Here is a 20,726-nt window from a genome sequence, read left to right on the forward strand (position 1 = left end):
ATCTCAAATCCTTCACACGAACTTAGGGACGTACTTCCCGTACCTTACGGTGGTTGACGGGTCGCCGCCAGCCGGGTGGTGCCGACACATGAACCGAAGGGGTCTCATCGTTGGGCTCTGCATCGCACGCTGGCAGCCTCCCCACCCTACAGCCGCCGGTGATCGCCGTCGTAGGCCCCACCGCAGCGGGGAAGACCGCCCTGTCGGTCGCGCTTGCCGAGGCCCTGGACGGCGAGGTCGTGAACGCCGACTCGATGCAGCTCTACCGGGGCATGGACATCGGGACGGCGAAGATCACCGAGGCCGAGAAGCGCGGTGTGCCGCATCATGTCTTCGATGTCCTCGACGTCACCGAACCGGCCGATGTGGCCAGTTACCAGCGTCTCGCCCGCGAAGCCATCAGCGATATCCGCGCCCGCGGGAAGCGCCCGGTCCTCGTCGGCGGCTCCGGCCTGTACGTGCAGGCCGCGCTCGACGAGATGGACTTCCCCGGCACCGACCCCGTGATCCGCGCCCGCCTCGAAGCCGAACTCGAAGCCGAGGGCTCCGCCGCGCTCTGGGAGCGCCTGAAGTCCCTCGACGCCGCCGCCGCTGCCGCGATCCTGCCTTCGAACGGCCGCCGCGTCGTGCGCGCCCTCGAAGTCGTGGAGCTCACCGGCTCCTTCACCGCGAGCCTGCCCGAGCCGAAGGCCCACCTCGAAGCGGTCCGCATCGGCGTCGACCTCGACACCGCCGTCCTCGACGAACGCATCGAGCGCCGCGTCCAGACGATGTGGGACGCCGGGCTCCTCGACGAGGTCCGCGACCTCGAGAAGCAGGGCCTACGCGAGGGCCGCACCGCGTCCCGCGCCCTCGGCTACCAGCAGGTCCTGGCCCACTTCTCCGGCGAGTACGACGAGGCCGAGGCCTTCCGCCTCACCGCCCAGGGCACGCGCCGCTTCGTGCGCCGCCAGCGCTCCTGGTTCAAACGGGACGGCCGCATCGAATGGTTCGATGCGGCCGCTCCGGAACTCCTGCAGACCGTGCTCGCGAAGATCGCGAGCACGGGCTGAGCACTTAGGCGCGCGGGTTCGGCGCCTTCGTCTCCTTGGGGTCGGTCACCGAGACCGGCTCCAGGAGCTTGTTGATCTTCTCCATGACCTCGTCGTCGAGCTTCACGCCGACGGCCTTGACGTTCTCCTGGACCTGCTCGGGCCGGGTCGCGCCGATGATCGCCGCAGACACGTTCGTGTTCTGCAGGACCCACGCGAGGCTCAGCTGCGCGATGGTGAGGCCCTGCTCCTCGGCGATCGGGCCGAGCTGCTGGACCCGCTCGAGCACGTCGTCGTTGAGCCACTGCTCGACGAAGCGGCCGAACTTCGGGTCCGCGCCGCGCGAACCGGCGGGGGCGGCCTGGCCCGGCTTGTACTTGCCGGTGAGGATGCCCTGCGCCAGCGGCGACCAGACGATCTGCCCGATGCCCAGCTCCTCCGAGGCCGGGATGACCTCGGCCTCGATGACCCGCCACAGCGCGGAGTACTGCGGCTGGCTCGACACGAGCTGGATCTTCAGCTCCTTGGCGAGCGCGGCGCCCGCGCGGATCTGCTCGGCGTTCCACTCGGAGACGCCGATGTAGTGGGCCTTGCCGGAGTGCACGACGTCCGCGAACGCCTGCATGGTCTCTTCCAGCGGCGTCTCGACGTCCCAGCGGTGGGCCTGGTACAGCTCGACGCGGTCGGTCTGCAGACGCTGGAGGGAGTTGTTGATGGACTCCTTGATGTGCTTGGCGGAGAGCCCGCGGTCGTTCTTGCCCTCGCCCATCGGCCAGTAGACCTTGGTGAAGATCTCGAGCCCGTCGCGGCGCTGGCCCTTGAGCGCGCGGCCCAGGACCTCTTCAGCGGCGCCCTGCGCGTAGACGTCGGCGGTGTCGAAGGTGGTGATGCCCGCTTCGAGGGCGGCGTTCACGCACGCGACGGCGGCGTCCTCTTCCACCTGCCCGCCGTGGGTGATCCAGTTGCCGTAGACCAGTTCGGAAATAACGAGGCCTGAGCGGCCGAGATGACGAAACTCCATGCCCAAGAGATTACCTGCCGCACGGCTAGCGTCCAAGACTCCAAGATCACAGGCCAGGTGAACAGGCCGTGAGCCTAGAGCGGCCCGTCGTCGATGGAGACGGCCGCGTCGAGGGTGCGCAGCGCTTCGGCCCGGTCGGCGCGCAGCGGCACGATCTCGTTGCCGTCCAAGCCGAGTGCACCCCACGAGTACCCGTCGGTGGCGAGGAACCCGGAGGGGTGGACCTCGACGCGCTGGTACCTCGGGGGCACGACCACGCGCCCGGTCTTGTGCACGACGAGCACGCGCCCGCGCTGGGAGGCGACGGCGACGCCGTTGACGAACCCGGTCACGGTCCGCCCGTCGGCCGTCGGCGTCTCCATCGAGTTGTAGAGCATCGGGACGACGACGGTGCCGGTGCGGTCGATCGCGCCCCAGTCGGCCTGGCACACGGCCGCGACGCCGCCGCGGAAGTCCCCGGCCTGGCTGAACGCGGCCTGCACGACGGGCCTCTGGTCGGCGCCGAGGTACCCGAACCGGCCGGTCTGCGGGTCCTGGAACCGGTCGGGCGCGGGGTGCCCGGCCCTTTCGGGCCAGCCGCGCGGCGGCGGCCCGAACCCGTTCTTCGCGGCGTGCTCCTCGATGAGCGAGAGCGCGGTCTCGACGATCTGCATGACGAACCCGTGCGGGTTCTGCTCGGAGGCGCGCTGCACGTGGATGAGCGATTCGGTGATGCGGCCCTGCGCGATGCACGAGAGGCCCGCGTAGGCGCGCACGGCGCCGGTGAGGGTCCGGGGGAGCTCTCCGGCTTCGGCGAGCGCGAACAGCTGGTCGGCCTCTTCGTGGCGGCCGCGCACGCGCAGCACCTGCGCGAGGCGGGCCCGCGCGGGGGCCAGGAGCAGGTCGGCGCCGACCGCTTCGGCGTACTTGACGGCCGCAGCCGCGTCGACTTCGGCGCCGTCGAAGTCGCCGAGGACGCGGAGGATCACCGCACGCACGCCGAGCAGCCGGGACTGGTCGGCCTCGGCTGCGGCGCGGGCGAGCCTGACCGTGGCCTCTTCGCGGATCTGCTGGAGGGCGACGGTGTCGGCGATCGCGTGCCGCATGGTGGCGCGATCGAGCGGGCCGAGGGCGCGGAACAGCCCCGCCCGCAAGTCGGCCGCGACATCCACCACGTTGACTACTTTCCGGGGTCAGGGAGGGCTACGACAATTCGAGGGTAAGCCATGGACGACCCGGGGACGACGGCAGAACGATCCCGGGCCGGACCGGAGTAAAAGCGGACAAGTCCTTCGACGAAGCTTGCGAGTCGTCAATTTGCGGAGCCGGACCCGTCTCGCCTACTTGACGACCTTGCCGAGGTCGTCTTCTTTGGCCTTGTAGCTCATGCGCGGGCGCGGGTTGCGCATCGAGCGGGGCATGATGCTCCGCTGGATCGCGTACCAGTACAGGCCGCCCTTGCGCTGCTCGGTCTTCGGGTAGCGCTTGAACACGATCCGGTTGACGCGGCGCGCCAGGAACACCGATTCGAGCACGATGACGGCCGTCAGCGCGATGAGCGCGATGAACAGGTAGCTCTGGAGCTGCACGGAGCCGGAGGTCGAGAGGATCAGGATGCCGAACGCGCCGAACATGTAGTACTGGCCGAAGGACCAGCGGGAGTCGACGATGTCGCGCACGAGCAGGCGCTCGGCCCCGCGGTCGCGCGGCAGGTGGTACTTGTCGAAGAGCGGGTCGCCCTTCCACTGGCCTTCGGCGATGCGGGAGCGCTCGTTGCGGAGGTCTTCGCGCGCCTGCTTCTTCTGCTCCTTGGTGAGCGGGCCGGCCTTCTTCTGGGCCTCCCGCTTCTCCTTCGCGGTCATGGGCGGGTTGACCGGGGGGCGCGCCTTGGACTGGTTGGGCCGCTTGGGAGTGGCCTTCCCCTTCTTGTCGGTGGCGGAAGCCGTCTGGGTCTCCTCGGGAGCAGGTGTCTCCGCCTGCACGGACTTCTTCGCCACGGACTTAAGGCCTTCCTCGACTCGCTGCGGGATGCTGCCCTCCAAGCATACCTACGCCATTTCGGGCAGCTCCGGCTCAGCTACCTGCTGGTGGGCCGCTCGATCTTCGCGCCGAGCCCGAGGAGCTTCGACTCGAAGTTCTCGTAGCCGCGCGTGATGTAGCGGTCGACGCCGTAGACGCGCGAGGTGCCCTCGGCGGCCATAGCGGCGATGAGGTGGCTGAACCCGGCGCGCAGGTCGGGGATCTGGACGTCGGCGGCGTGCAGCTTCGTGGGCCCGGCGATGACGGCCGAGTGCAGGAAGTTGCGGCGGCCCCAGCGGCACGGCGTGCCGCCCAGGCAGTCGGAGTACAGCTCGATGTTGGCGCCCATGCGGCGCAGCTCGGAGGTGTAGCCGAAGCGGTTCTCGTACACGGTCTCGTGCATGATCGACAGGCCGTCGGCCTGGGTGAGCGCGACGACGATGGGCTGCTGCCAGTCGGTCATGAGCCCGGGGTGCACGTCGGTCTCGAGCGCGACCGGCTTGAGCGGGGTGCCCGGGTGCCAGAAGCGGATGCCGCCCTCGTTCGGGTCGTCGTTCACCTCGTACGCGCCGCCGATGGAGCGGAACACGTTGAGGAACGTCATCATGTCGGCCTGCTGCGCGCCGCGCACGTACACGCTGCCCTGGGTGGCGAGCGCCGCCGAGGCCCACGATGCGGCCTCGATGCGGTCGGGCAGGGCCCGGTGCGAGTAGCCCTTGAGCTCGTCGACGCCGACGATCTCGATCACGCGGTTGGTGTGCACCTTGATGATCGCGCCCATCTTCTGCAGGATGCAGATGAGGTCGATGATCTCGGGCTCGATCGCGGCGTTGCGGAGTTCGGTGGTGCCCTTGGCCATCACGGCGGTGAGCAGGACCTGCTCGGTCGCGCCGACCGACGGGTACTCGAGCTCGTAGCGGATGCCGTGGAGGCCGTTGGGGGCCGACAGGTGCGTGCCGTCGGCGCTCTTCTCGACGACCGCGCCGAACTTGCGGAGCGCGTCGAGGTGGAAGTCGATGGGGCGGCCGCCGATGTTGCACCCGCCGAGGTCGGGGATGAAGGCGCGGCCGAGGCGGTGCAGGAGGGGACCGCACAGGAGGATCGGGATGCGGCTGGTCCCGGCGTGGACGTTGATCTCCTCGACGCCGGCGGACTCGACCGAGGTGGGGTCCATGTAGAGCGTGTCGCCGTCGAGTTCGACGTCGACGCCGTGGACGCGGAGCAGGCCCGTGACGACTTCGACGTCGCGGATCGCGGGCACCGAGCGCAACACCGAGGGGGACGTGCCCAGGAGGGCGGCGACCATCGCCTTCGAGACGAGGTTCTTCGCACCGCGGACCAGGACCTCGCCTTCGAGGGGGGTGCCGCCGTGGATGATCAGCACGTCTTCTGAACGTTCAGTTTCGGAAGGGGTGGCGTCGGTGCTGCTCAAGAGGTCTCCTCGGTGGGTGGAGTTCTGGGACTGAAGCCGGGAACGTAAGTGGAGCGAATCGTAGTTCGGCGTACGCCTCGATTTCGCTCGGCGGACCAACGATAACGGAACGGCCACGGGAAAAACGCCCAGGTAGCGCCATAACCCACGGTGATCATGCGCACCAGAAACCGGGCAACGAACTTGCCGTTCAAAACGTGGCGGCGCGGGCCGCGGTGCCCACTTCAGGGACACGCTGCGACCCGCGCCGTTGGTTGCACGTTCAGTCGGTGTTGGCTACGGCAGTGCGAGCATCCGGTCGAGCGCCTCGCGCGCGTACTCGGCGGTCGCGGCGTCCACGGTGATCGTGTTCGGCACGCGCCCGGCGACCAGCTCTTCCAAGGCCCACACCAGGTGCGGCAGGTCGATGCGGTTCATCGTCGAGCAGTAGCAGACCGTCTTGTCCAGGAACGAGATCTTCTTGTCCGGGAACTGGTTCGCCAAGCGCCGCACCAGGTTCAGCTCGGTACCGATAGCCCACGAGGAACCGGCCGGGGCCGCTTCGAGCGCCTTGATGATGTACTCGGTCGAGCCCACGTAGTCGGCGGCCTCGACGACCTCGTGCTTGCACTCGGGGTGCACCAGGATGTTGACCTCGGGGTCGAGGCGGCGCATCTCCTCGACGCATTCGAGGGTGAAGCGCCCGTGGACCGAGCAGTGGCCCTTCCACAGGATGATCTTGGCGTTCCGCAGCTCTTCGTCCGTCAGGCCGCCGTTCGGCTTGTGCGGGTTGTAGAGCACGCAGTCGTCGAGCGAGTAGCCCATCTCGCGGACCATCGTGTTGCGCCCGAGGTGCTGGTCGGGCAGGAACAGGACCTTCTCGCCCTGCTCGTAGGCCCACCGCAGCGCCCGCTCGGCGTTCGAGGAGGTGCACACGATGCCGCCCTCGCGGCCGACGAAGCCCTTGATCGCGGCCGTGGAGTTCATGTACGTCACAGGCACCGTGGTCTCGGCGATGCCGACGCGCTTGAGGTCCTCCCAGCACTGCTCGACCTGGGACGCGGTCGCCATGTCCGCCATGGAACACCCGGCGGCCAGGTCCGGCAGGATGACCTGCTGGTGGTCGCCGGTGAGGATGTCGGCGCTCTCGGCCATGAAGTGCACGCCGCAGAACAGGATGTACTCGGCGTCGGGCCGCGCGGCGGCCTGCTGGGCGAGCTTGAACGAGTCGCCGGTGACGTCGGCGAACTGGATCACCTCGTCGCGCTGGTAGTGGTGGCCCAGGATGAAGACGTTGCCGCCCAGGGTCTCCTTGGCGGCGCGGGCGCGCTCGACCAGGTCGGGGTCGGAGGGCGCGGGCAGCTCACCGGGGCAGTCGACGCCGCGCTCGGAGCCGGAGTCGGTGCCGCGTCCGAGGAGCAGGAGCGCGGTCTGAGTGGAAGCAGGTTCGTTGAAGCCCGTCATGGCGGCAATGTTAAACCTTCTCGACGCCTGTACGGGGCGCCTGAATCCGCTATCCGGACAAGCCGTCCACAGGGTGGGCCCGGCCCATAGCTGGAAAGCGGTTACACCCAGCGTCCGGGCATCCACTACGCTCTTGGTGTGCGCATCCTCATAGCTCCCGACAAGTTCGCCGGCACCATGAGCGCCGCCGAAGCCGCCGACGCCGTCGCCGCGGGCTGGCGCCGCGCCCGGCCCGGCGACGCCACGGTCACCCTGCCGCTCGCCGACGGCGGCCCCGGGTTCGTCGACGTCCTCGCCCACGCCCTCCCCGGCGCGGTCCGCCGCACCGTCGAGACCTGCGACCCCCTCGGCCGCCCCGTCAAGGCCGACTACCTGCGCGACGGTGAGACCGCCTACATCGAGTCCGCCGCCGCGTGCGGCCTCCACCTCCTCGAAGCCGCCGAACGCGACCCGCGCCGCACCACCACCTACGGCCTCGGCCTCATCGTCGCCGACGCCATCGAGACCGGCGCCCGCCGCGTCGTCGTCGGCCTCGGCGGCTCGGCCACCAACGACGCCGGAGCCGGGATGCTCACCGCCCTCGGCCTCACCCTCCTCGACTCCACCGGCGCCGCACTCCCTTACGGCGGCGGCGTCCTCTCGGCCTGCGCCGACATCGAAGGCCACGCCCGCACCCGCGGTGTCGAGTTCATCGCCGCCACCGACGTCGACTCCCCGCTCCTGGGCCCCCACGGCGCGACCTACATGTTCGGCCCGCAGAAGGGCGCGAGCGGCAGCGCCCTGCCGTTCCTGGAGATGTCCCTCTCCGCCTTCGCCGAACTCGCCGAACGCAAGCTCGGCCCGGTCGGCGCCTCCGAACTGCCCGGCGCCGGAGCCGCCGGAGGCCTCGGCTTCGCGTTCTTCCTCCTCGGCGGCCACCGCGAGTCCGGCGCCCGCCTCACCTGCGACGCCGTCGGCCTCGACGCCAAAATCGCCGAAGCCGACCTCGTCATCACCGGCGAAGGCTCCTTCGACGCCCAGAGCCTGCGCGGCAAGCTCGCCGCCGAGGTCGCCTCCGGCGCGGCCGCCCACGGCAGGCCCTGCCTCGTCCTCGCCGGCCGCTCCGACCTCGACTCGCACCCCGACCTCGCCGGAGTCCACTCGGTCGTCGACCTCGTCGGCAGCCCCGAGGCCGCCATGCGCGAACCCGTACAGGGCCTCACGTCACTCGCCGAGAAAGTGGCGAATGAATGGCAGGAGTAGGTACGGTCGAGGACTGGTCGGCAGGACACGTCACACCTACGGGGATGTGACCTCCGGACTGTGTTGCAGATTCCCTTCACTGCGCTACGGGAATAGCGACGGGTCCGCGCCTGTTGGGTACTGTTGACCTGTCGAAGAGACCCGTTCGACGTGGATCTCGCACACACACGAGGGAGTTGCCAGTGAGCACCGCTCAGCAGGCCGAAGACGTCAAGGACAACGCCACCAAGGTCGGCGTCGTGCTCACCGAGGCTGCCGCCACCAAGGTCAAAGCCCTGATCGAGCAGGAGGGCGAGGAAGGCCTGCGACTGCGCGTCGAAGTCAGCCCCGGCGGCTGCTCCGGTCTGCGCTACGGCCTCTACTTCGACACCGACGTGCGCGACGGCGACACCGTCCAGGACTACGAGGGCTTCGGCGTCGTGGTCGACAAGATGAGCATCCCCTACCTCATCGGCGCCAGCATCGACTTCGCCGACCGCATCGACGCCCAGGGCTTCACCATCGACAACCCGAACGCCCAGGGCTCCTGCGCCTGCGGCGACTCCTTCCACTAGGAGCATCGATTCGGACAGCCAGCCCGGTCGATCTCCGGATCGGCCGGGCTGAGCCGTGCGCTAGGCTGTCTGCTCCCACCACGGGCCCCACCGCCCGATCACGTAGCGCTTCTAGCGCTTTCATTCACGTCCCCGACTGAACGAGGACAATCGCAGTGGCACTTGCAGTGCAAGGCATGAAGACCGCCGTCACCGGCTCGACCGCCGAAACGGTCGGCCACGGCATGACCCGGCTCGGCCAGGCGCCCGTCGTGGTCGACGGCGAAGAGCTCGACCTCATCGAGGTCATGGAGCGCGGCGGCACCCTCCGCCTCGTCCACATCGGACCGGGCGAGGCCAAGGCGATGCACGCCTACGCCGACCAGTGCCGCGACCTCGGCCTCGAGTTCAGCGCCGACCCCGGCGAACTCGAAGGGGAGGAAGCCGTCGAGTTCCTGACCGGCGCCAAATTCCTTGTGACGAGCCAGGAGCGGTACCAGTTCCTCCAGGCCACCACCGGCCTGAGCGACGACCAGATCCTCGAGAAGGTGCGCGTCCGCGTCACCACGCTCGACCAGGACGGCGTCGAGATCGCGGGCCACGACATGGACCGCATCCGCGTGCCTTTCGCGCGCTCCAGCGACACGATCGACCCCGCGGGCGCGGGGGACGCCTTCACCGCAGGGCTCCTCGCCGGTCTCGGGTGGGGGATGAGCCTGCGCCGGTCCGCCGAGGTCGGCTCGCAGATGACCGCGCTGGCCCTCGAATCCGTTGGTCCGCAAGGCTATGCGGTCAACCCGGTCGAGTTCGTGCACCGGCTGGAGCAGTCCTACGGACCGGCCGCCGCGGCCGAGGCCTCCGCGTACCTATTGCCGGAGTTATCAGCGGGGACCGCCTTGCCCCGTTATCAAAACCTGTGTCTTGATAATTGCGATTCTGTGCGCAACACAGCCGAAATACTTGCGCGCCAAAGTCTCTGCGAACCGTCTGCTGCGTAACGATTTCACAACGCACTCTTTCTTTTGAGTGTGTTGTGCGACATGGTGTGAGGTATCCCACGACCCACTCACACTCTGGAGCGTCCAGTGCGACGAATGCGAATGACGGTGGCCGCGGTCGCCGCCGCCGGAATGACGGTGGCGACCGCCGCCTGTACTGGAGACGAGGGCGATGTCGGCGGTGGAGGCGGCGGCGACGCCATCGTCAACATGCAGATCGGCGACGTCCGCAGTCTCATTCCGGGGGGCTCGGGCGAGTCCGAGGGCTTCCGGATCATCAAGAACGTCTACGACGGCCTGGTCTACTACGACCGCGAGACCGGCGAACCGGAGAACCTGGCCGCCGAGGAGATCACCTCGACCGACAACCAGACCTGGACCATCAAGATCAAGGAAGGCCTGACGTTCCACAATGGCGAGGCGGTGAACGCCGACGCGTTCATCCGCTCGTGGGACCGTACCGCTTACGCGCCCAACGTACTGCCGCTGAACTACTTCTTCGCCACGGTCGAAGGCTACGACGCGATGAACCCCGCGCCGAAGCCCGAGGACACTTGGGCCGACCCGGAGGTCCCCGAGTACGACCCGGTCGAGACCACCCACCTCTCCGGTCTCACCGCGGTCGACGACCTCACCCTCGAGGTCAAGCTCTCCGCGCCGTTCCTCGGCTTCCCCACGATGCTCGGCTACGAGGCGTTCTACCCCGTCGCCCAGGAGTGCCTGGACAATGTGGAGGCCTGTGAGAAGAAGCCGATCGGTAACGGCCCCTTCATGTTCGAAGAGGAGTACGACATCGAGGCGGGCGGCAGCGTGGTCCGCTGGGAGGACTACGCGGGCGACATGCCGGCGAGCATCGACGGCGTCAAGTGGAAGGTCTACCTCGCGGGCGACGACTGCTGGGCCGACTTCCTCACCGGCGACATCGACGTCTGCCGCCCGACCGCGGCGGACTACGAGACGGCGATGACCGACGAGGACCTCACGACGCGCCTGATCCAGCAGGAGGACCCGAGCATCCTGATGCTCTCGTTCCCGCTGTACGACCCCAAGTTCCAGGACGTCAACCTGCGCCGCGCCATCTCCATGGCCATCGACCGCGAGGGCGTGCTCAACGTGGTCGGCCCCGAGCGCTTCTACCCGCTCGACACCTTCGTCCCCGCCTCGATCCTCGGCGGCGGCCAGGGCACCTGCGGCGAGTACTGCACGTACGACCCTGAAGGCGCGAAGGACCTGCTGGCGCAGGCCGGCGGCTGGCCCGAGGGCGAGAAGCTCAAGATCTGGGTCAACGACGCGAACGACAACGTGGACATCTTCCGCGCCATCGGCGACTCCATCTCGCAGTCGCTCGGGATCGAGTACGAGCTGGTCACCATGGAGTGGACGGACTACCTGCCCGCCCGCGAGGGACACCAGCTCGACGGGCCGTTCCGCAACGGCTGGAGCCCCGACTACAACCTGAACGAGAACTACCTGGAGCCGATCTACGGCGGCGGTGTCGACACCAACGACATGGGTTATGCGAACGCCGAATACGACGCGAAGATCGCCGCGGCCGGTGCCGCGTCCACTCTGGATGAAGCGGTCGCGCTCTACCAGGAGGCCGAGGCGATCCTCGCCGCGGACATGCCGAGCGCCCCGGTGTTCGGTGAGAAGTTCAACTACTTCTACACCGACCGCCTCGAGAACGTCTACGTCCACCCGATCTACTCGGGCCCGGGCGGCGACTGCGAGCTGCGCGAAGTCACCTTCAAGTAGACAGCGACTCCCTACAGCGGGCGGGCCGGAAGCGGCCCGCCCGCATCCCTCAGAACGGATAACCCATGGGACGCTACGTCATCCGCCGTCTCCTCCAAGCGCTGCTCACCCTCGGCATCGTGCTCTTCCTGCTGCACTACCTGATGGCGCTCTCGGTCCAGATCCGCGGCAACCCCGCGACGCTGTTCTTCGGAGGCGAGCGCACGCCCGACCCGGCGATGCTCGCGCAGGTCGAACGGCTCTACGGGCTCGACAACAAATGCTACGAACGCATCGGCGACCCCTGCCTCGTGCCGTTCGTCGACCGCCTCCAGCAGTACGTCACCGGCGACCTCGGCACCACCCTCAACGGCAACCGCGACGTCGCCCAGCTCCTCGCCATCTACATCCCGAACACGCTGCGGCTCTTCGTGTTCGCGACGATCACGCTCGTCGCGGTCTCGATGGTGCTGGGCACCTGGGCCGCGCGCCACCGCGGGAAGCTCATCGACCACACCGTGCGGGGCACGACCATCCTGGCCGACTCCGTCCCGGTGTTCCTCATCCTCTTGTCCTACGTGTACATAGTCGCGGTCCCGCTCACCCGCTGGGCCAGAGGTATATGGGGCACCGAGTCCTTCATGGGCCAGGTGTTCAGACCCAACTACAACCCCGACTACCCGTGGACCACGATCATCATCCCCGGCATCATCGTCGGCACGGTCGGCCTGGCCACCATGACCCGCCTCATCCGCGCCGCGCAGCTGGAGAACCTCGGCTCGGACTTCGTCCGGACCGCGAAGGCCAAGGGCCTCAAGCCGATGCGCATCACGATCGTGCACGTGATCCGCAACTCGATGATCCCGATCATCACCGGCATCGGGTTCCTCTTCGCCTTCATGCTCTCCGGGGCCGTCCTCACCGAGGGCGTCATGGGGATTCCCGGCATGGGCCGGATGATCTTCGAGGCCGTGCAGCGCCAGGAGGGCAACCTCGTCATCGTCGGGCTCTCCGTCTCGGCGGTCGTGGTGGTCTTCGTGAGCGTGGTCGTCGACCTCCTCTATGCCGCATTCGACCCGAGGATTCGCTATGAGTGAGCTGACCGCCCCCGCCCCGAGCGCTGAACGGCAGGCGACCCTGTGGTCGGACGCCTTCCACACCATGCGGAAGCGGCCCGACGTCATCATCGCCTCCGTCGTGCTCCTGTTCGTGTTCGCGATGGCGGCCTTCCCGGGCCTGTTCACCGACAAGGACCCGACGACCTGCTTCGGACGCGAAGCCAAGGAGCGGCCCGCCACCTGGTTCACCGGAGACCATCCACTGGGGACCGATGCGTTCGGCTGCGACTTCGCCGCGACCCTCGTCCACGGCACCCGGCCCACGATCACGCTGGCGCTCAGCGTCATCATCGCCTCGGCCCTCATCGGCCTGGTCCTCGGCATCTACGCCGGGTACTACGGCGGCTGGACCGACGGGGTCATCTCCCGCGCGCTCGACGTCTTCATCGTGATCCCGATGCTCATGGGCGCCATGCTGATCCTCAGCCTCTTCCGCGGCCGCGTCTCCGCCGACAACCTGTTCGAGACGATCGCCGCACCGGCGCTCGCGCTGACCCTGTTCGGCTGGATGGAGTTCTGCCGCTACACCCGGGCTGCGACGCTGGAGTCGAAGAACCTCGACTACGTGGTCGCCGCCCGGTGCCTCGGCGCCAGCGACCGGCGGATCATGTTCAAGCACATCCTGCCCAACGCGATCGTGCCCGTCACCGCGATCGTGCCCACCACCATCGGCGGGATCATCGTCACCGAGGCGGCCCTGGCCGTGCTCGGCATCGGCGTCCAGCCGCCCGCCACCAGCTGGGGCGTGCTGCTGTCCAAGGGCACCGAGTGGGCCGGAGGCGGCTACGTCTACCTCTTCGCCTGGCCGCTGGCGCTGCTCATCCTGACCGTGTTCGCGTTCGCGACCTTCGGCGACGCGCTCCGCGACGCCCTCGACCCGAAACTGAGGTGAGCGCGATGGCAGAGACCATGCGCGTCGTCGGGGACACCCTGCCCGGCGCCGACCTGAACGCGCCACTGCTCGAAGTGGACGATCTGCGCGTCGAGTTCCAGGTGCGCGGCAAGCGGATACCGGCCGTGCGCGGCGCGAGCTTCACCGTCGAGCAGGGCCGCACACTGGCCGTGGTCGGCGAGTCCGGCTCGGGCAAGTCGGTGACCTCCCAGGCGATCATGGGCATCCTCGACACCCCGCCGGGGCACATCACCGGCGGCCGCGTCCTCCTCCACGGCGTCGACCTCCTCAAGCAGGACGAGGAGACGCGCCGGACCGTGCGCGGCAACCACATCGCCATCGTCTTCCAGGACGCCCTGTCCGCGCTCAATCCACTCTGGTCGGTCGGGTTCCAGATCGGCGAGCTGTTCCGCGTCCACCGCGGCCTCAGCCGCGCCGATTCCAAGGCCCGGGCGGTCGAACTCCTCGACCTCGTCGGCATCCCCGACGCGAAGAACCGGGTCGGCCACTACCCGCACCAGTTCTCCGGCGGCATGCGCCAGCGCGTCATGATCGCGATGGCCCTCGCGCTCGACCCGGAGGTCCTCATCGCGGACGAGCCGACCACGGCCCTCGACGTCACGGTCCAGGCCCAGATCATGCGGCTGCTCAAGCGGATACAGGCCGAGCGGCACATGGGCCTGATCCTCATCACCCACGACCTCGGCGTGGTCGCCGACGTCGCCGACGACGTGGCGGTCATGTACGCGGGCGAGGTGGTCGAGCGGGCGAGTATCCGCGAGACCTTCAAGCGCCCCGCCCACCCGTACACGAAGTCGCTGCTGCGCGCGATCCCGCGCGTCGACACGGTCGGGCAGCAACTCGAGGTCATCCGCGGCCTCCCGCCGAACCCGGCCAAGCTGCCGGGCGGCTGCACGTTCCACGAGCGCTGCTTCGCGGCCGAGGACAAGTGCGCCACGGACATCCCGCCCTGGCTCGAACCGGCCGAGCACCACGGCAGCCGCTGCCACTTCGCCGAGGAGGTCTACACCGATGAACGCTGAACTGGGCCAGGCGGATACGGGCACCCAGCCGGTCCTCGAAGCGAAGGACCTGGTGAAGCACTTCCCGATCCAGCGCGGCATCGCCATCAAGCGCACGGTGAGCCACGTCCAGGCGGTCGACGGCGTCGACCTGCGGCTCTACCCGGGCAAGACCCTCGGCGTCGTCGGCGAGTCCGGCTGCGGGAAGTCCACACTGGCCAAACTGCTCGTCGGGCTCGAAGCCCCGACATCCGGTTCGATCCAGTTGCAGGGCAAGGAGATCAGCAACCTCTCGACCCGCAAGATACGCCCGTTCCGGCGGGACATCCAGCTGGTCTTCCAGGACCCGTACACCTCCCTCAACCCGCGTCTCACGGTCGGCGACATCGTGGGGGAGCCCTTCGAGATCCATCCCGGCGTCGTCCCGAAGGCGAAGCGCGCCGACGAAGTGAAGGAGCTGCTCGACATGGTCGGCCTCAGCCCCGACCACGTGAACCGCTACCCGCACCAGTTCTCCGGCGGCCAGCGCCAGCGCATCGGCATCGCCCGCGCCCTGGCGCTGCGCCCGCAGGTGCTGGTGCTCGACGAGCCGGTGAGCGCCCTGGACGTGTCGATCCAGGGGCAGGTCATCAACCTCCTTGAGCGCCTTCAGGACGAGCTCGGGCTGGCGTACGTGTTCATCGCGCACGACCTGTCGGTGGTGCGCCACATCGCCGACGAGGTCGCGGTCATGTACCTGGGCAAGGTGGTCGAGCGGGGCACGGGCCGCGAGATCTACGACCATCCGCGCCACCCGTACACGCAGGCGCTGCTCTCGGCGGTCCCCGTCCCCGACCCGGACCTGCGCGGCCAGCGCGACGAGATCATCCTCCAAGGCGACGTGCCGTCCCCGATCAACCCGCCTTCGGGCTGCCGCTTCCGCACCCGCTGCTGGAAGGCCACCGACCACTGTGCCGAGGAGGTCCCCACACTCGACGTGGGGGACAAGGGAACGCACCCGACGGCCTGCTTCTACGCGGAGGAGCGCGACGTCACCCACGCCGTCAAATAGCTCGGCTAGTCTCGAGGGATGGCAGTCTTCCACGTGCCTTTCCACCTCGATGAGCGCATTCCCGACCTCCCACTCCCGGTCGGGAATGCGATCGTCGACATCCGCCCCGAGCTGCCTGAAGGGGAGGTGTGGGCGCGCCTTGTGGCGCTGTACGACCGTGTCGCGCAAGTGGTCTCGGGATCGTACGCCGAGAGCGGGCACTTGACGGTGGTCTCGGGCGACTGCACGGTCTCCATCGGGATGCTCGCGGGGCTGCAGCGCGCGGGGCTCGATCCGGCGGTGGTCTGGGTCGACGCGCACGGCGACGTCCAGACCATGGAGACGACCACTTCTGGGTACATCGGCGGCATGGCTCTGCGTTTCGCTTTCGGCTACCGCGCCGAAGCCATCGCCGAGCCCCTCGGGCTCCGCCCGCTTCCCGAAGACCGCGCCGTCCTGGTCGACGCCCGCGACCTCGACCCGGCCGAGCAGCAGTTCCTCGACTCGAGCCCGTTGCGGCGGTTGCCGATCGAGGCACTGCAGGCCGAAGACCTGCCCGCGGGCCCGCTCCTGGTCAACCTCGACCTCGACACGATCGATCCCGCCGAGCACCTCGACGCCCGCTACCAGGCCGCCGGGGGCCCGGACCTGGAGACGTTCGTGCGCGCGGTGAGCACCATCGCTGCCACCGGGAGAGCCGTTGCCGTCAACATCGCCTGCACCTGGGACCCAGGCGATCCCGAGACCGAAGCGCTCCGCCGCGACGTCATCGAGGCGGTCTTGAAAGCAGGCTAAAGCTCGACCAGGTGCTGCATGACTCGGCCTCCCCGGCTAACTTGCCTTGGTGCCGACCGACCTTGACGCTCCGAAACCCGCTGACCTCGACGCGATCGCCGCCGCATACGAACTCGGTGCGGTCCACGAGTTGCGCTTCCTGCCCGACGGCCGGATGAACCGGAACTGGTACCTCGACTGCGAACGCGGCCGCTTCGCCCTCAAACACCTCACCGACCGCGACCCAGCCGTCGTCGGCCGCAATCTCGGCCTGCTCGACCGCCTAGCGGAGGCTGGCGTCCCGGTCGCGCCGCCAATCGCCACCACTGGGGGCGATCTGGTCTTCGCGACCGCAGGCAACTCCTACTACCTCTGCGAATGGATCGAAGGCACCCACCCGGGCGCGGACATGTCGCCCGCCCAGGCCCGGCACATGGGCGAGGTGATCGCCAGCATCCACACCGCCCTCGCCGACCCTGCTCTCGGTCTCCCTGCGCCCCAACCGGTCCCGGCCGCCATCATCGAACCCGATGCGGCGCTCGCCGAAACCGGGCGCTTCCTCGAACTCGCCGCGAACAGCCCCGCCCAAGACGACTTCGACCGCGCCGTCGTCCCGCTCCTGCACGACCGCCGCGCCCTCATCGCCGCCCATGCCCACCTCCGGCCGGACCCGGGTGATACGACCGGCTCCGAGGGCTGGACGCACGGCGACTGCCAGGACTTCAACCTCATCTGGTCCGGGGACCGCGTCAAAGCCGTCATCGACTGGGACCGCATCAGGGTCGGCTCGTACGCCCTCGAACTCGTGCGGGCCGCCGCCTGGCAGTTCTCCACTCCCGACGCCCGCATCGACCTCGACAAGACCGCCGCCTTCCTCACCGGCTACCGAGCGGTCCGCTCGATCGACCCGGCCGCCCTCACCAGCGCCGCCCGCCACCGCTGGTGGAAGATGCTCGCCCACTGCTGGCACCTCGACCTCCACTACAACCGCGCCAGCACCACCTGCGACCACCTCTTCTTCGACGACCACCGCCTCATCGCCTGGTGGTCCGCGAACCTCGAAGCAGTCGAGGCGGCTGTCGGTGGAACAGGCTAGGTTCGGCCGCATGACTGACACGGATACCCCGAGCCGAATCGACCGGATCGCAGTCTCGGGAACGGGCGCGGCCGCATTCATCACCGACCCGGAGGGCCGCGTGCTGCTGGTCAAACCGGCTTCCCGCGACCACTGGGGCTTCGCGGGCGGCTGGGTCGACCGGGGCGAGTCGCCGCATGAGGGATGCGCCCGCGAGATCGAGGAAGAGCTCGGCCTGCGCCTCGACGTCGGCGATCTTCTCGTGGTCGACTGGCTGACCGACACCGGCCTCATCGCCGAGCCCTTGACCTATTACGTCTTCGACGCGGGCGTCATCGATGATCCCGCCGCGATCCGGCCCCGGCCCGGCGAGATCGAGGCGTTCGGGTTCTTCACCCCCGAGCAGGCGCTTGAACGCTGCGGCGAGTTCAACCGGGCGCGGCTCGCCCTCGCACTCGAAGCGAGGCGCACCGGCAGGGCCGTGTATCAACCGTTCCGCTAAGGCCTTGCGGGGCTTGTGGACTGTGGTCTTCTTGATGGTGCCGTCGGGGTGGTAGTAGTGCCACTCGCCGACTTTCTTGTCCTGCTCGTAGCGGCCGCTGTCGATGAGGGCGCCCTCGGCGGTCCAGCGCTCCCAGAGGCCCTGGCGCTTCTCGTGGTCGAAGTCGCCGCGCTGGAGGAGCTGCTTGTTGGCGCGCCACCAGGTCCACTGGCCGTGGAGGAGGCCGTCGGCGTAGCCGCCTTCGGAACGCAGGCGGCCGTCGTCCGCGTAGTGGCGCCACATGCCCTCGCGCTGGTCCGCGACGTAGTCGCCGACGACGAAGCCACCGTGGGCGTCCTCCTCGGCCCACAGGCCGGTCTTGCGGCCCTGGTCGTCGAGGCGGTTCGGGGCGTCCTCGGGGCGCGGCCCCTCCGGCTTTCCCATGGTCGGCCTCCCATCGGCTCGGCGGGCCGCGCGAGCTGCACGGCCCACCGCCGAGCCTAAGCGCTCCCAGGCGTGCGCACTCAGGCTTTGACCAGGTCCTTCGCGTAGCAGACCGAGATGTCCCAGTCGGCGTAGTGCCCGAAGCGCGGAATCCGGTGGTAGCCCTCGCGCTCGTAGAAGCGGATCGCCTCGGGCTGCTCCACGCCCGTCTCGAGCTTCACGGTGGTCCAGCCCCGCCCGCGGGCGGCGTCCTCCAGCGCGGCGAGCAAAGCGGCCGCGACGCCGGAGCCGCGCGACCCGGGGACCACGTACATGCGCTTGACCTCGGCCGATGCGGCGTCGAGCTCGCGCAGCGCGCCGCACGCGACCGCCTCACCGCCGGGGCCGAACGCCATGAGGAAGACCGAGACGTCCGCAGCGGACGGCAGCGGGCCCGGTTCGTGGTCGTCGCAGCCGTACCGCTCGTCGAGTTCGGCGCGCTGGCTCGTGCGCAGCGCGGTCCCCTGCGGGTCGTCCCAGTCGCGGGCTTCGATGGTCCAGGTCAGGGTGGTCGACATGGGGTCCTCCTCGTCAGAGTTGTCGTAACAAGTGTTACCGTAACACTTGTTACGACAACGAGGAGGGCAGGGCCATCGCACGCAGGGCCGACCACGAAGCGCAGCAGGAGCGGATCTCGAAAGCGGTCTGGAGCATCCTCGCGGGCAGAGGCATCGAGCATTTGACGATCCGCGCGGTCGCCGCCGAAGCCGGGTGCACCACCGGCCTGGTGATGCACCGGTTCCCCGGCCGCAAAGCCCTGCTCACGCACGCCCGCGACCTCCTCCACGCCCGCACCCGCGTGCGCGTCGAACGCCTCGAAGCCGAGGCCCCGTCGCCGCGCGCCGCGCTCCGCGCCGTCCTCGCCCAAGGCATGGCGCTCAACGAGGACTCCGCCCAGGAAGCGCTCGTGTGGATGGGGTTCCTCGCCGCGTCAGTGGGGGACGAGGAGCTGATCGCCTTGCACCGCAAGAACAACCGCGTCTGGCGCGACCGGGTCGCGCGCCTCGTGTCCGCCGCCGCGCCCGACTGGGGGCCTGAGCGGGTCGACACCGCCGTCTTCGCGCTCGTCGGCGCCACCGAAGGCGCCGCCCAGCTCGCCTGCTTCGACCCCGAGACCTACAGCGCCGCAGCCCAAGAGGCCCTGCTCGACTCGATGCTGGCCGTCTACAGCCTGACGGCGTTAGGGGTGGCCCGGATGAAGTCGGCCGTGGCCGCATCCAGCGGGAACGGCCGCTCGTCCGGCAGCAGCGCGCGGGCCTCGTCAAGGCGACCGGCGGCGACCTTCGAGCCGATGTCCTGCGCGAGCGCCGTCACGTCCTCGATGCCCTTGATCCACTGGCCCGCATACAGACCCACCGCCTCGCCCGACAGTCCGATCTGGATGGACCGGTGCTCCAGCCGCGCCAGGCGCACGTCCCGCTCCGGGTCCCACTGGACCCGCACCGGAGATGCCGCAAGCCGGGCCTTCCACGCGTCCTCGGTCTCGCCCGCAGCGGGACTGCTCCCGCACGAGTTCGCCAGCGACCAAAAGAACCCCTCGCGGCTGATGCGGATCGCCAGCACCCGGGTCTGGCCGGGCTTGGCCGCCCACCCGCACCGGTACATCATCCACAGGAACGACGGCTTGATCCACGTCATGCGCTCGCGCTTGAACGGCGGGACGAACGTCTGCGCGGCCAGCGCGGGTTCGGCGATCTCGGGGGCGTAGGCCTGGTAGACGGTGATCGCGGCGTCGTCGAAGACGGCCCGGATCTGTCGAGGGGGGATCGGCATGGGCCGAATCCTCCCAGGACCCGGCCCATGCGGCAAACCGGTTTAGGCGGCGGTCGCGGCCGCGTACCGCGCAGCGACGTCCTGCCAGTTCACGACCTCCCACATCGCCTTCACGAAGTCGGGGCGGACGTTCTTGTACTGCAGGTAGTACGCGTGCTCCCAAGCGTCGAACGCCAGCAGCGGGACCGAGGTCTGCGCGACGTTCCCGTGGTGGTCGTAGACCTGCTCCACGATGAGCCGCTTGGAGACCGGCTCGTACGACAGCACGCCCCAGCCCGAGCCCTGCACGAGCGTCGTCGCCGCCGAGAGCTGCCCGTGGAAGCCCTCGAACGACCCGAAGTACTCGTTGACCGCGTCCGCCAGCTCGCCCTCGGGCCGCCCGCCGCCCTCGGGGCTCATGTTCTCCCAGTACAGGGAATGCAGCACGTGCCCGGAGACGTTGAACGCGAGGGTCTTCTCGAGCCCGACGATCCCGGAGAAGTCGCCCTTGTCGCGCGCCTCCTCGATGCGCTCCAGCATGTCGTTGGCGCCCTTGACGTAAGCGGCGTGGTGCTTGTCGTGGTGCAGCTCGAGGATGTGCCCGTTGATGTGCGGCTCCAGCGAGCCGTAGTCGTAGGGCAGGTCGGGAAGCGTGTAGACGGTCATG

The 20,726-nt window shown here is 69.0% G+C and carries 20 protein-coding genes and 2 pseudogenes; 13 read left to right on the forward strand and 9 right to left on the reverse strand.

Annotated features, from left to right (window positions below; all coding sequences use genetic code 11):
• The first annotated feature begins 110 nt into the window (after nucleotides 1-110).
• Nucleotides 111-1,052 carry a tRNA (adenosine(37)-N6)-dimethylallyltransferase MiaA gene (gene miaA / locus ACZ60M_RS13885; RefSeq protein ID WP_465417988.1) on the forward strand — a complete coding sequence of 314 codons (942 nt, stop codon included), beginning with the start codon at nucleotides 111-113 and terminating at the stop codon, nucleotides 1,050-1,052.
• A gap of 4 nt (nucleotides 1,053-1,056) precedes the next feature.
• Here miaA and ACZ60M_RS13890 read toward each other — a convergent pair whose 3' ends face one another.
• The 5 genes from ACZ60M_RS13890 to nadA all read right to left on the reverse strand — a co-directional run bounded on the left by ACZ60M_RS13890 (nucleotide 1,057) and on the right by nadA (nucleotide 6,925).
• Complete coding sequence (locus ACZ60M_RS13890; protein ID WP_465417989.1) at nucleotides 1,057-2,052, reverse strand: aldo/keto reductase family protein; 996 nt, start codon at nucleotides 2,050-2,052, stop codon at nucleotides 1,057-1,059.
• A gap of 74 nt (nucleotides 2,053-2,126) precedes the next feature.
• Nucleotides 2,127-3,206 carry a WG repeat-containing protein gene (locus ACZ60M_RS13895; RefSeq protein ID WP_465417991.1) on the reverse strand — a complete coding sequence of 360 codons (1,080 nt, stop codon included), beginning with the start codon at nucleotides 3,204-3,206 and terminating at the stop codon, nucleotides 2,127-2,129.
• 165 nt (nucleotides 3,207-3,371) lie between these two features.
• Entirely contained in the window at nucleotides 3,372-4,028 is a 657-nt protein-coding gene (locus ACZ60M_RS13900) for a DUF3043 domain-containing protein (RefSeq protein ID WP_465417992.1), read from the reverse strand.
• Nucleotides 4,029-4,108: 80 nt separating this feature from the next.
• Entirely contained in the window at nucleotides 4,109-5,482 is a 1,374-nt protein-coding gene (murA, locus tag ACZ60M_RS13905; protein WP_465417994.1) for a UDP-N-acetylglucosamine 1-carboxyvinyltransferase, read from the reverse strand.
• Nucleotides 5,483-5,758: 276 nt separating this feature from the next.
• Nucleotides 5,759-6,925, reverse strand: coding sequence for a quinolinate synthase NadA (gene nadA / locus ACZ60M_RS13910; RefSeq protein WP_465417996.1), 1,167 nt, complete (start codon nucleotides 6,923-6,925; stop codon nucleotides 5,759-5,761).
• Between the two features lie 138 nt (nucleotides 6,926-7,063).
• On the opposite strand from nadA, the gene ACZ60M_RS13915 reads away from it, so the two are divergent.
• The 11 genes from ACZ60M_RS13915 to ACZ60M_RS13965 all read left to right on the forward strand — a co-directional run bounded on the left by ACZ60M_RS13915 (nucleotide 7,064) and on the right by ACZ60M_RS13965 (nucleotide 17,845).
• Nucleotides 7,064-8,167: a glycerate kinase family protein gene (locus ACZ60M_RS13915; RefSeq protein ID WP_465417998.1), complete on the forward strand. Its 1,104-nt coding sequence runs from the start codon at nucleotides 7,064-7,066 to the stop codon at nucleotides 8,165-8,167.
• Between the two features lie 182 nt (nucleotides 8,168-8,349).
• Nucleotides 8,350-8,721, forward strand: a complete 372-nt coding sequence (erpA, locus tag ACZ60M_RS13920; RefSeq protein ID WP_465418000.1) for an iron-sulfur cluster insertion protein ErpA — start codon at nucleotides 8,350-8,352, stop codon at nucleotides 8,719-8,721.
• A 155-nt stretch (nucleotides 8,722-8,876) separates the two neighbouring features.
• Complete coding sequence (locus ACZ60M_RS13925; RefSeq protein WP_465418001.1) at nucleotides 8,877-9,698, forward strand: PfkB family carbohydrate kinase; 822 nt, start codon at nucleotides 8,877-8,879, stop codon at nucleotides 9,696-9,698.
• A gap of 96 nt (nucleotides 9,699-9,794) precedes the next feature.
• Nucleotides 9,795-11,453, forward strand: coding sequence for a peptide ABC transporter substrate-binding protein (locus ACZ60M_RS13930; RefSeq protein ID WP_465418064.1), 1,659 nt, complete (start codon nucleotides 9,795-9,797; stop codon nucleotides 11,451-11,453).
• 65 nt (nucleotides 11,454-11,518) lie between these two features.
• On the forward strand, nucleotides 11,519-12,529 hold the full coding sequence (locus tag ACZ60M_RS13935; RefSeq protein WP_465418003.1) for an ABC transporter permease: 1,011 nt from the start codon (nucleotides 11,519-11,521) through the stop codon (nucleotides 12,527-12,529).
• A complete protein-coding gene (locus ACZ60M_RS13940) occupies nucleotides 12,522-13,442 on the forward strand; it encodes an ABC transporter permease (RefSeq protein WP_465418005.1) in 921 nt (306 codons plus the stop codon). The genes ACZ60M_RS13935 and ACZ60M_RS13940 overlap by 8 nt, the downstream gene beginning before the upstream one ends.
• Nucleotides 13,443-13,447: 5 nt before the next feature.
• The gene (locus ACZ60M_RS13945) at nucleotides 13,448-14,485 is read left to right on the forward strand and encodes an ABC transporter ATP-binding protein (protein WP_465418007.1); all 1,038 of its coding nucleotides are present in this window, start codon (nucleotides 13,448-13,450) and stop codon (nucleotides 14,483-14,485) included.
• A complete protein-coding gene (locus ACZ60M_RS13950) occupies nucleotides 14,475-15,515 on the forward strand; it encodes an ABC transporter ATP-binding protein (RefSeq protein WP_465418008.1) in 1,041 nt (346 codons plus the stop codon). Before ACZ60M_RS13945 ends, ACZ60M_RS13950 begins: the two co-directional genes overlap by 11 nt.
• An 18-nt stretch (nucleotides 15,516-15,533) precedes the next feature.
• The gene (locus ACZ60M_RS13955; RefSeq protein ID WP_465418010.1) at nucleotides 15,534-16,289 is read left to right on the forward strand and encodes an arginase family protein; all 756 of its coding nucleotides are present in this window, start codon (nucleotides 15,534-15,536) and stop codon (nucleotides 16,287-16,289) included.
• 49 nt (nucleotides 16,290-16,338) lie between these two features.
• Complete coding sequence (locus tag ACZ60M_RS13960; protein ID WP_465418012.1) at nucleotides 16,339-17,364, forward strand: phosphotransferase; 1,026 nt, start codon at nucleotides 16,339-16,341, stop codon at nucleotides 17,362-17,364.
• A 10-nt stretch (nucleotides 17,365-17,374) separates the two neighbouring features.
• Nucleotides 17,375-17,845 carry an NUDIX domain-containing protein gene (locus tag ACZ60M_RS13965; RefSeq protein WP_465418014.1) on the forward strand — a complete coding sequence of 157 codons (471 nt, stop codon included), beginning with the start codon at nucleotides 17,375-17,377 and terminating at the stop codon, nucleotides 17,843-17,845.
• Between the two features lie 3 nt (nucleotides 17,846-17,848).
• Here ACZ60M_RS13965 and ACZ60M_RS13970 read toward each other — a convergent pair.
• Nucleotides 17,849-18,268: pseudogene (locus tag ACZ60M_RS13970) on the reverse strand (toxin-antitoxin system YwqK family antitoxin); the annotation flags it as partial.
• Between the two features lie 80 nt (nucleotides 18,269-18,348).
• A complete protein-coding gene (locus tag ACZ60M_RS13975; RefSeq protein WP_465418016.1) occupies nucleotides 18,349-18,825 on the reverse strand; it encodes a GNAT family N-acetyltransferase in 477 nt (158 codons plus the stop codon).
• A 134-nt stretch (nucleotides 18,826-18,959) separates the two neighbouring features.
• Here ACZ60M_RS13975 and ACZ60M_RS13980 point away from each other — a divergent pair.
• Nucleotides 18,960-19,457, forward strand: a pseudogene (locus tag ACZ60M_RS13980) (TetR/AcrR family transcriptional regulator); the annotation flags it as partial.
• Between the two features lie 14 nt (nucleotides 19,458-19,471).
• On the opposite strand, the gene ACZ60M_RS13985 reads toward ACZ60M_RS13980, so the two are convergent.
• Together ACZ60M_RS13985 and ACZ60M_RS13990 are read right to left on the reverse strand one after the other, a co-directional pair.
• Nucleotides 19,472-20,080 carry a DUF4291 domain-containing protein gene (locus tag ACZ60M_RS13985; RefSeq protein ID WP_465418018.1) on the reverse strand — a complete coding sequence of 203 codons (609 nt, stop codon included), beginning with the start codon at nucleotides 20,078-20,080 and terminating at the stop codon, nucleotides 19,472-19,474.
• A 42-nt stretch (nucleotides 20,081-20,122) separates the two neighbouring features.
• A complete protein-coding gene (locus ACZ60M_RS13990) occupies nucleotides 20,123-20,725 on the reverse strand; it encodes a superoxide dismutase (protein WP_465418019.1) in 603 nt (200 codons plus the stop codon).
• Nucleotide 20,726: the final 1 nt, after the last annotated feature.

This window comes from Glycomyces sp. NPDC050141, assembly GCF_055586545.1.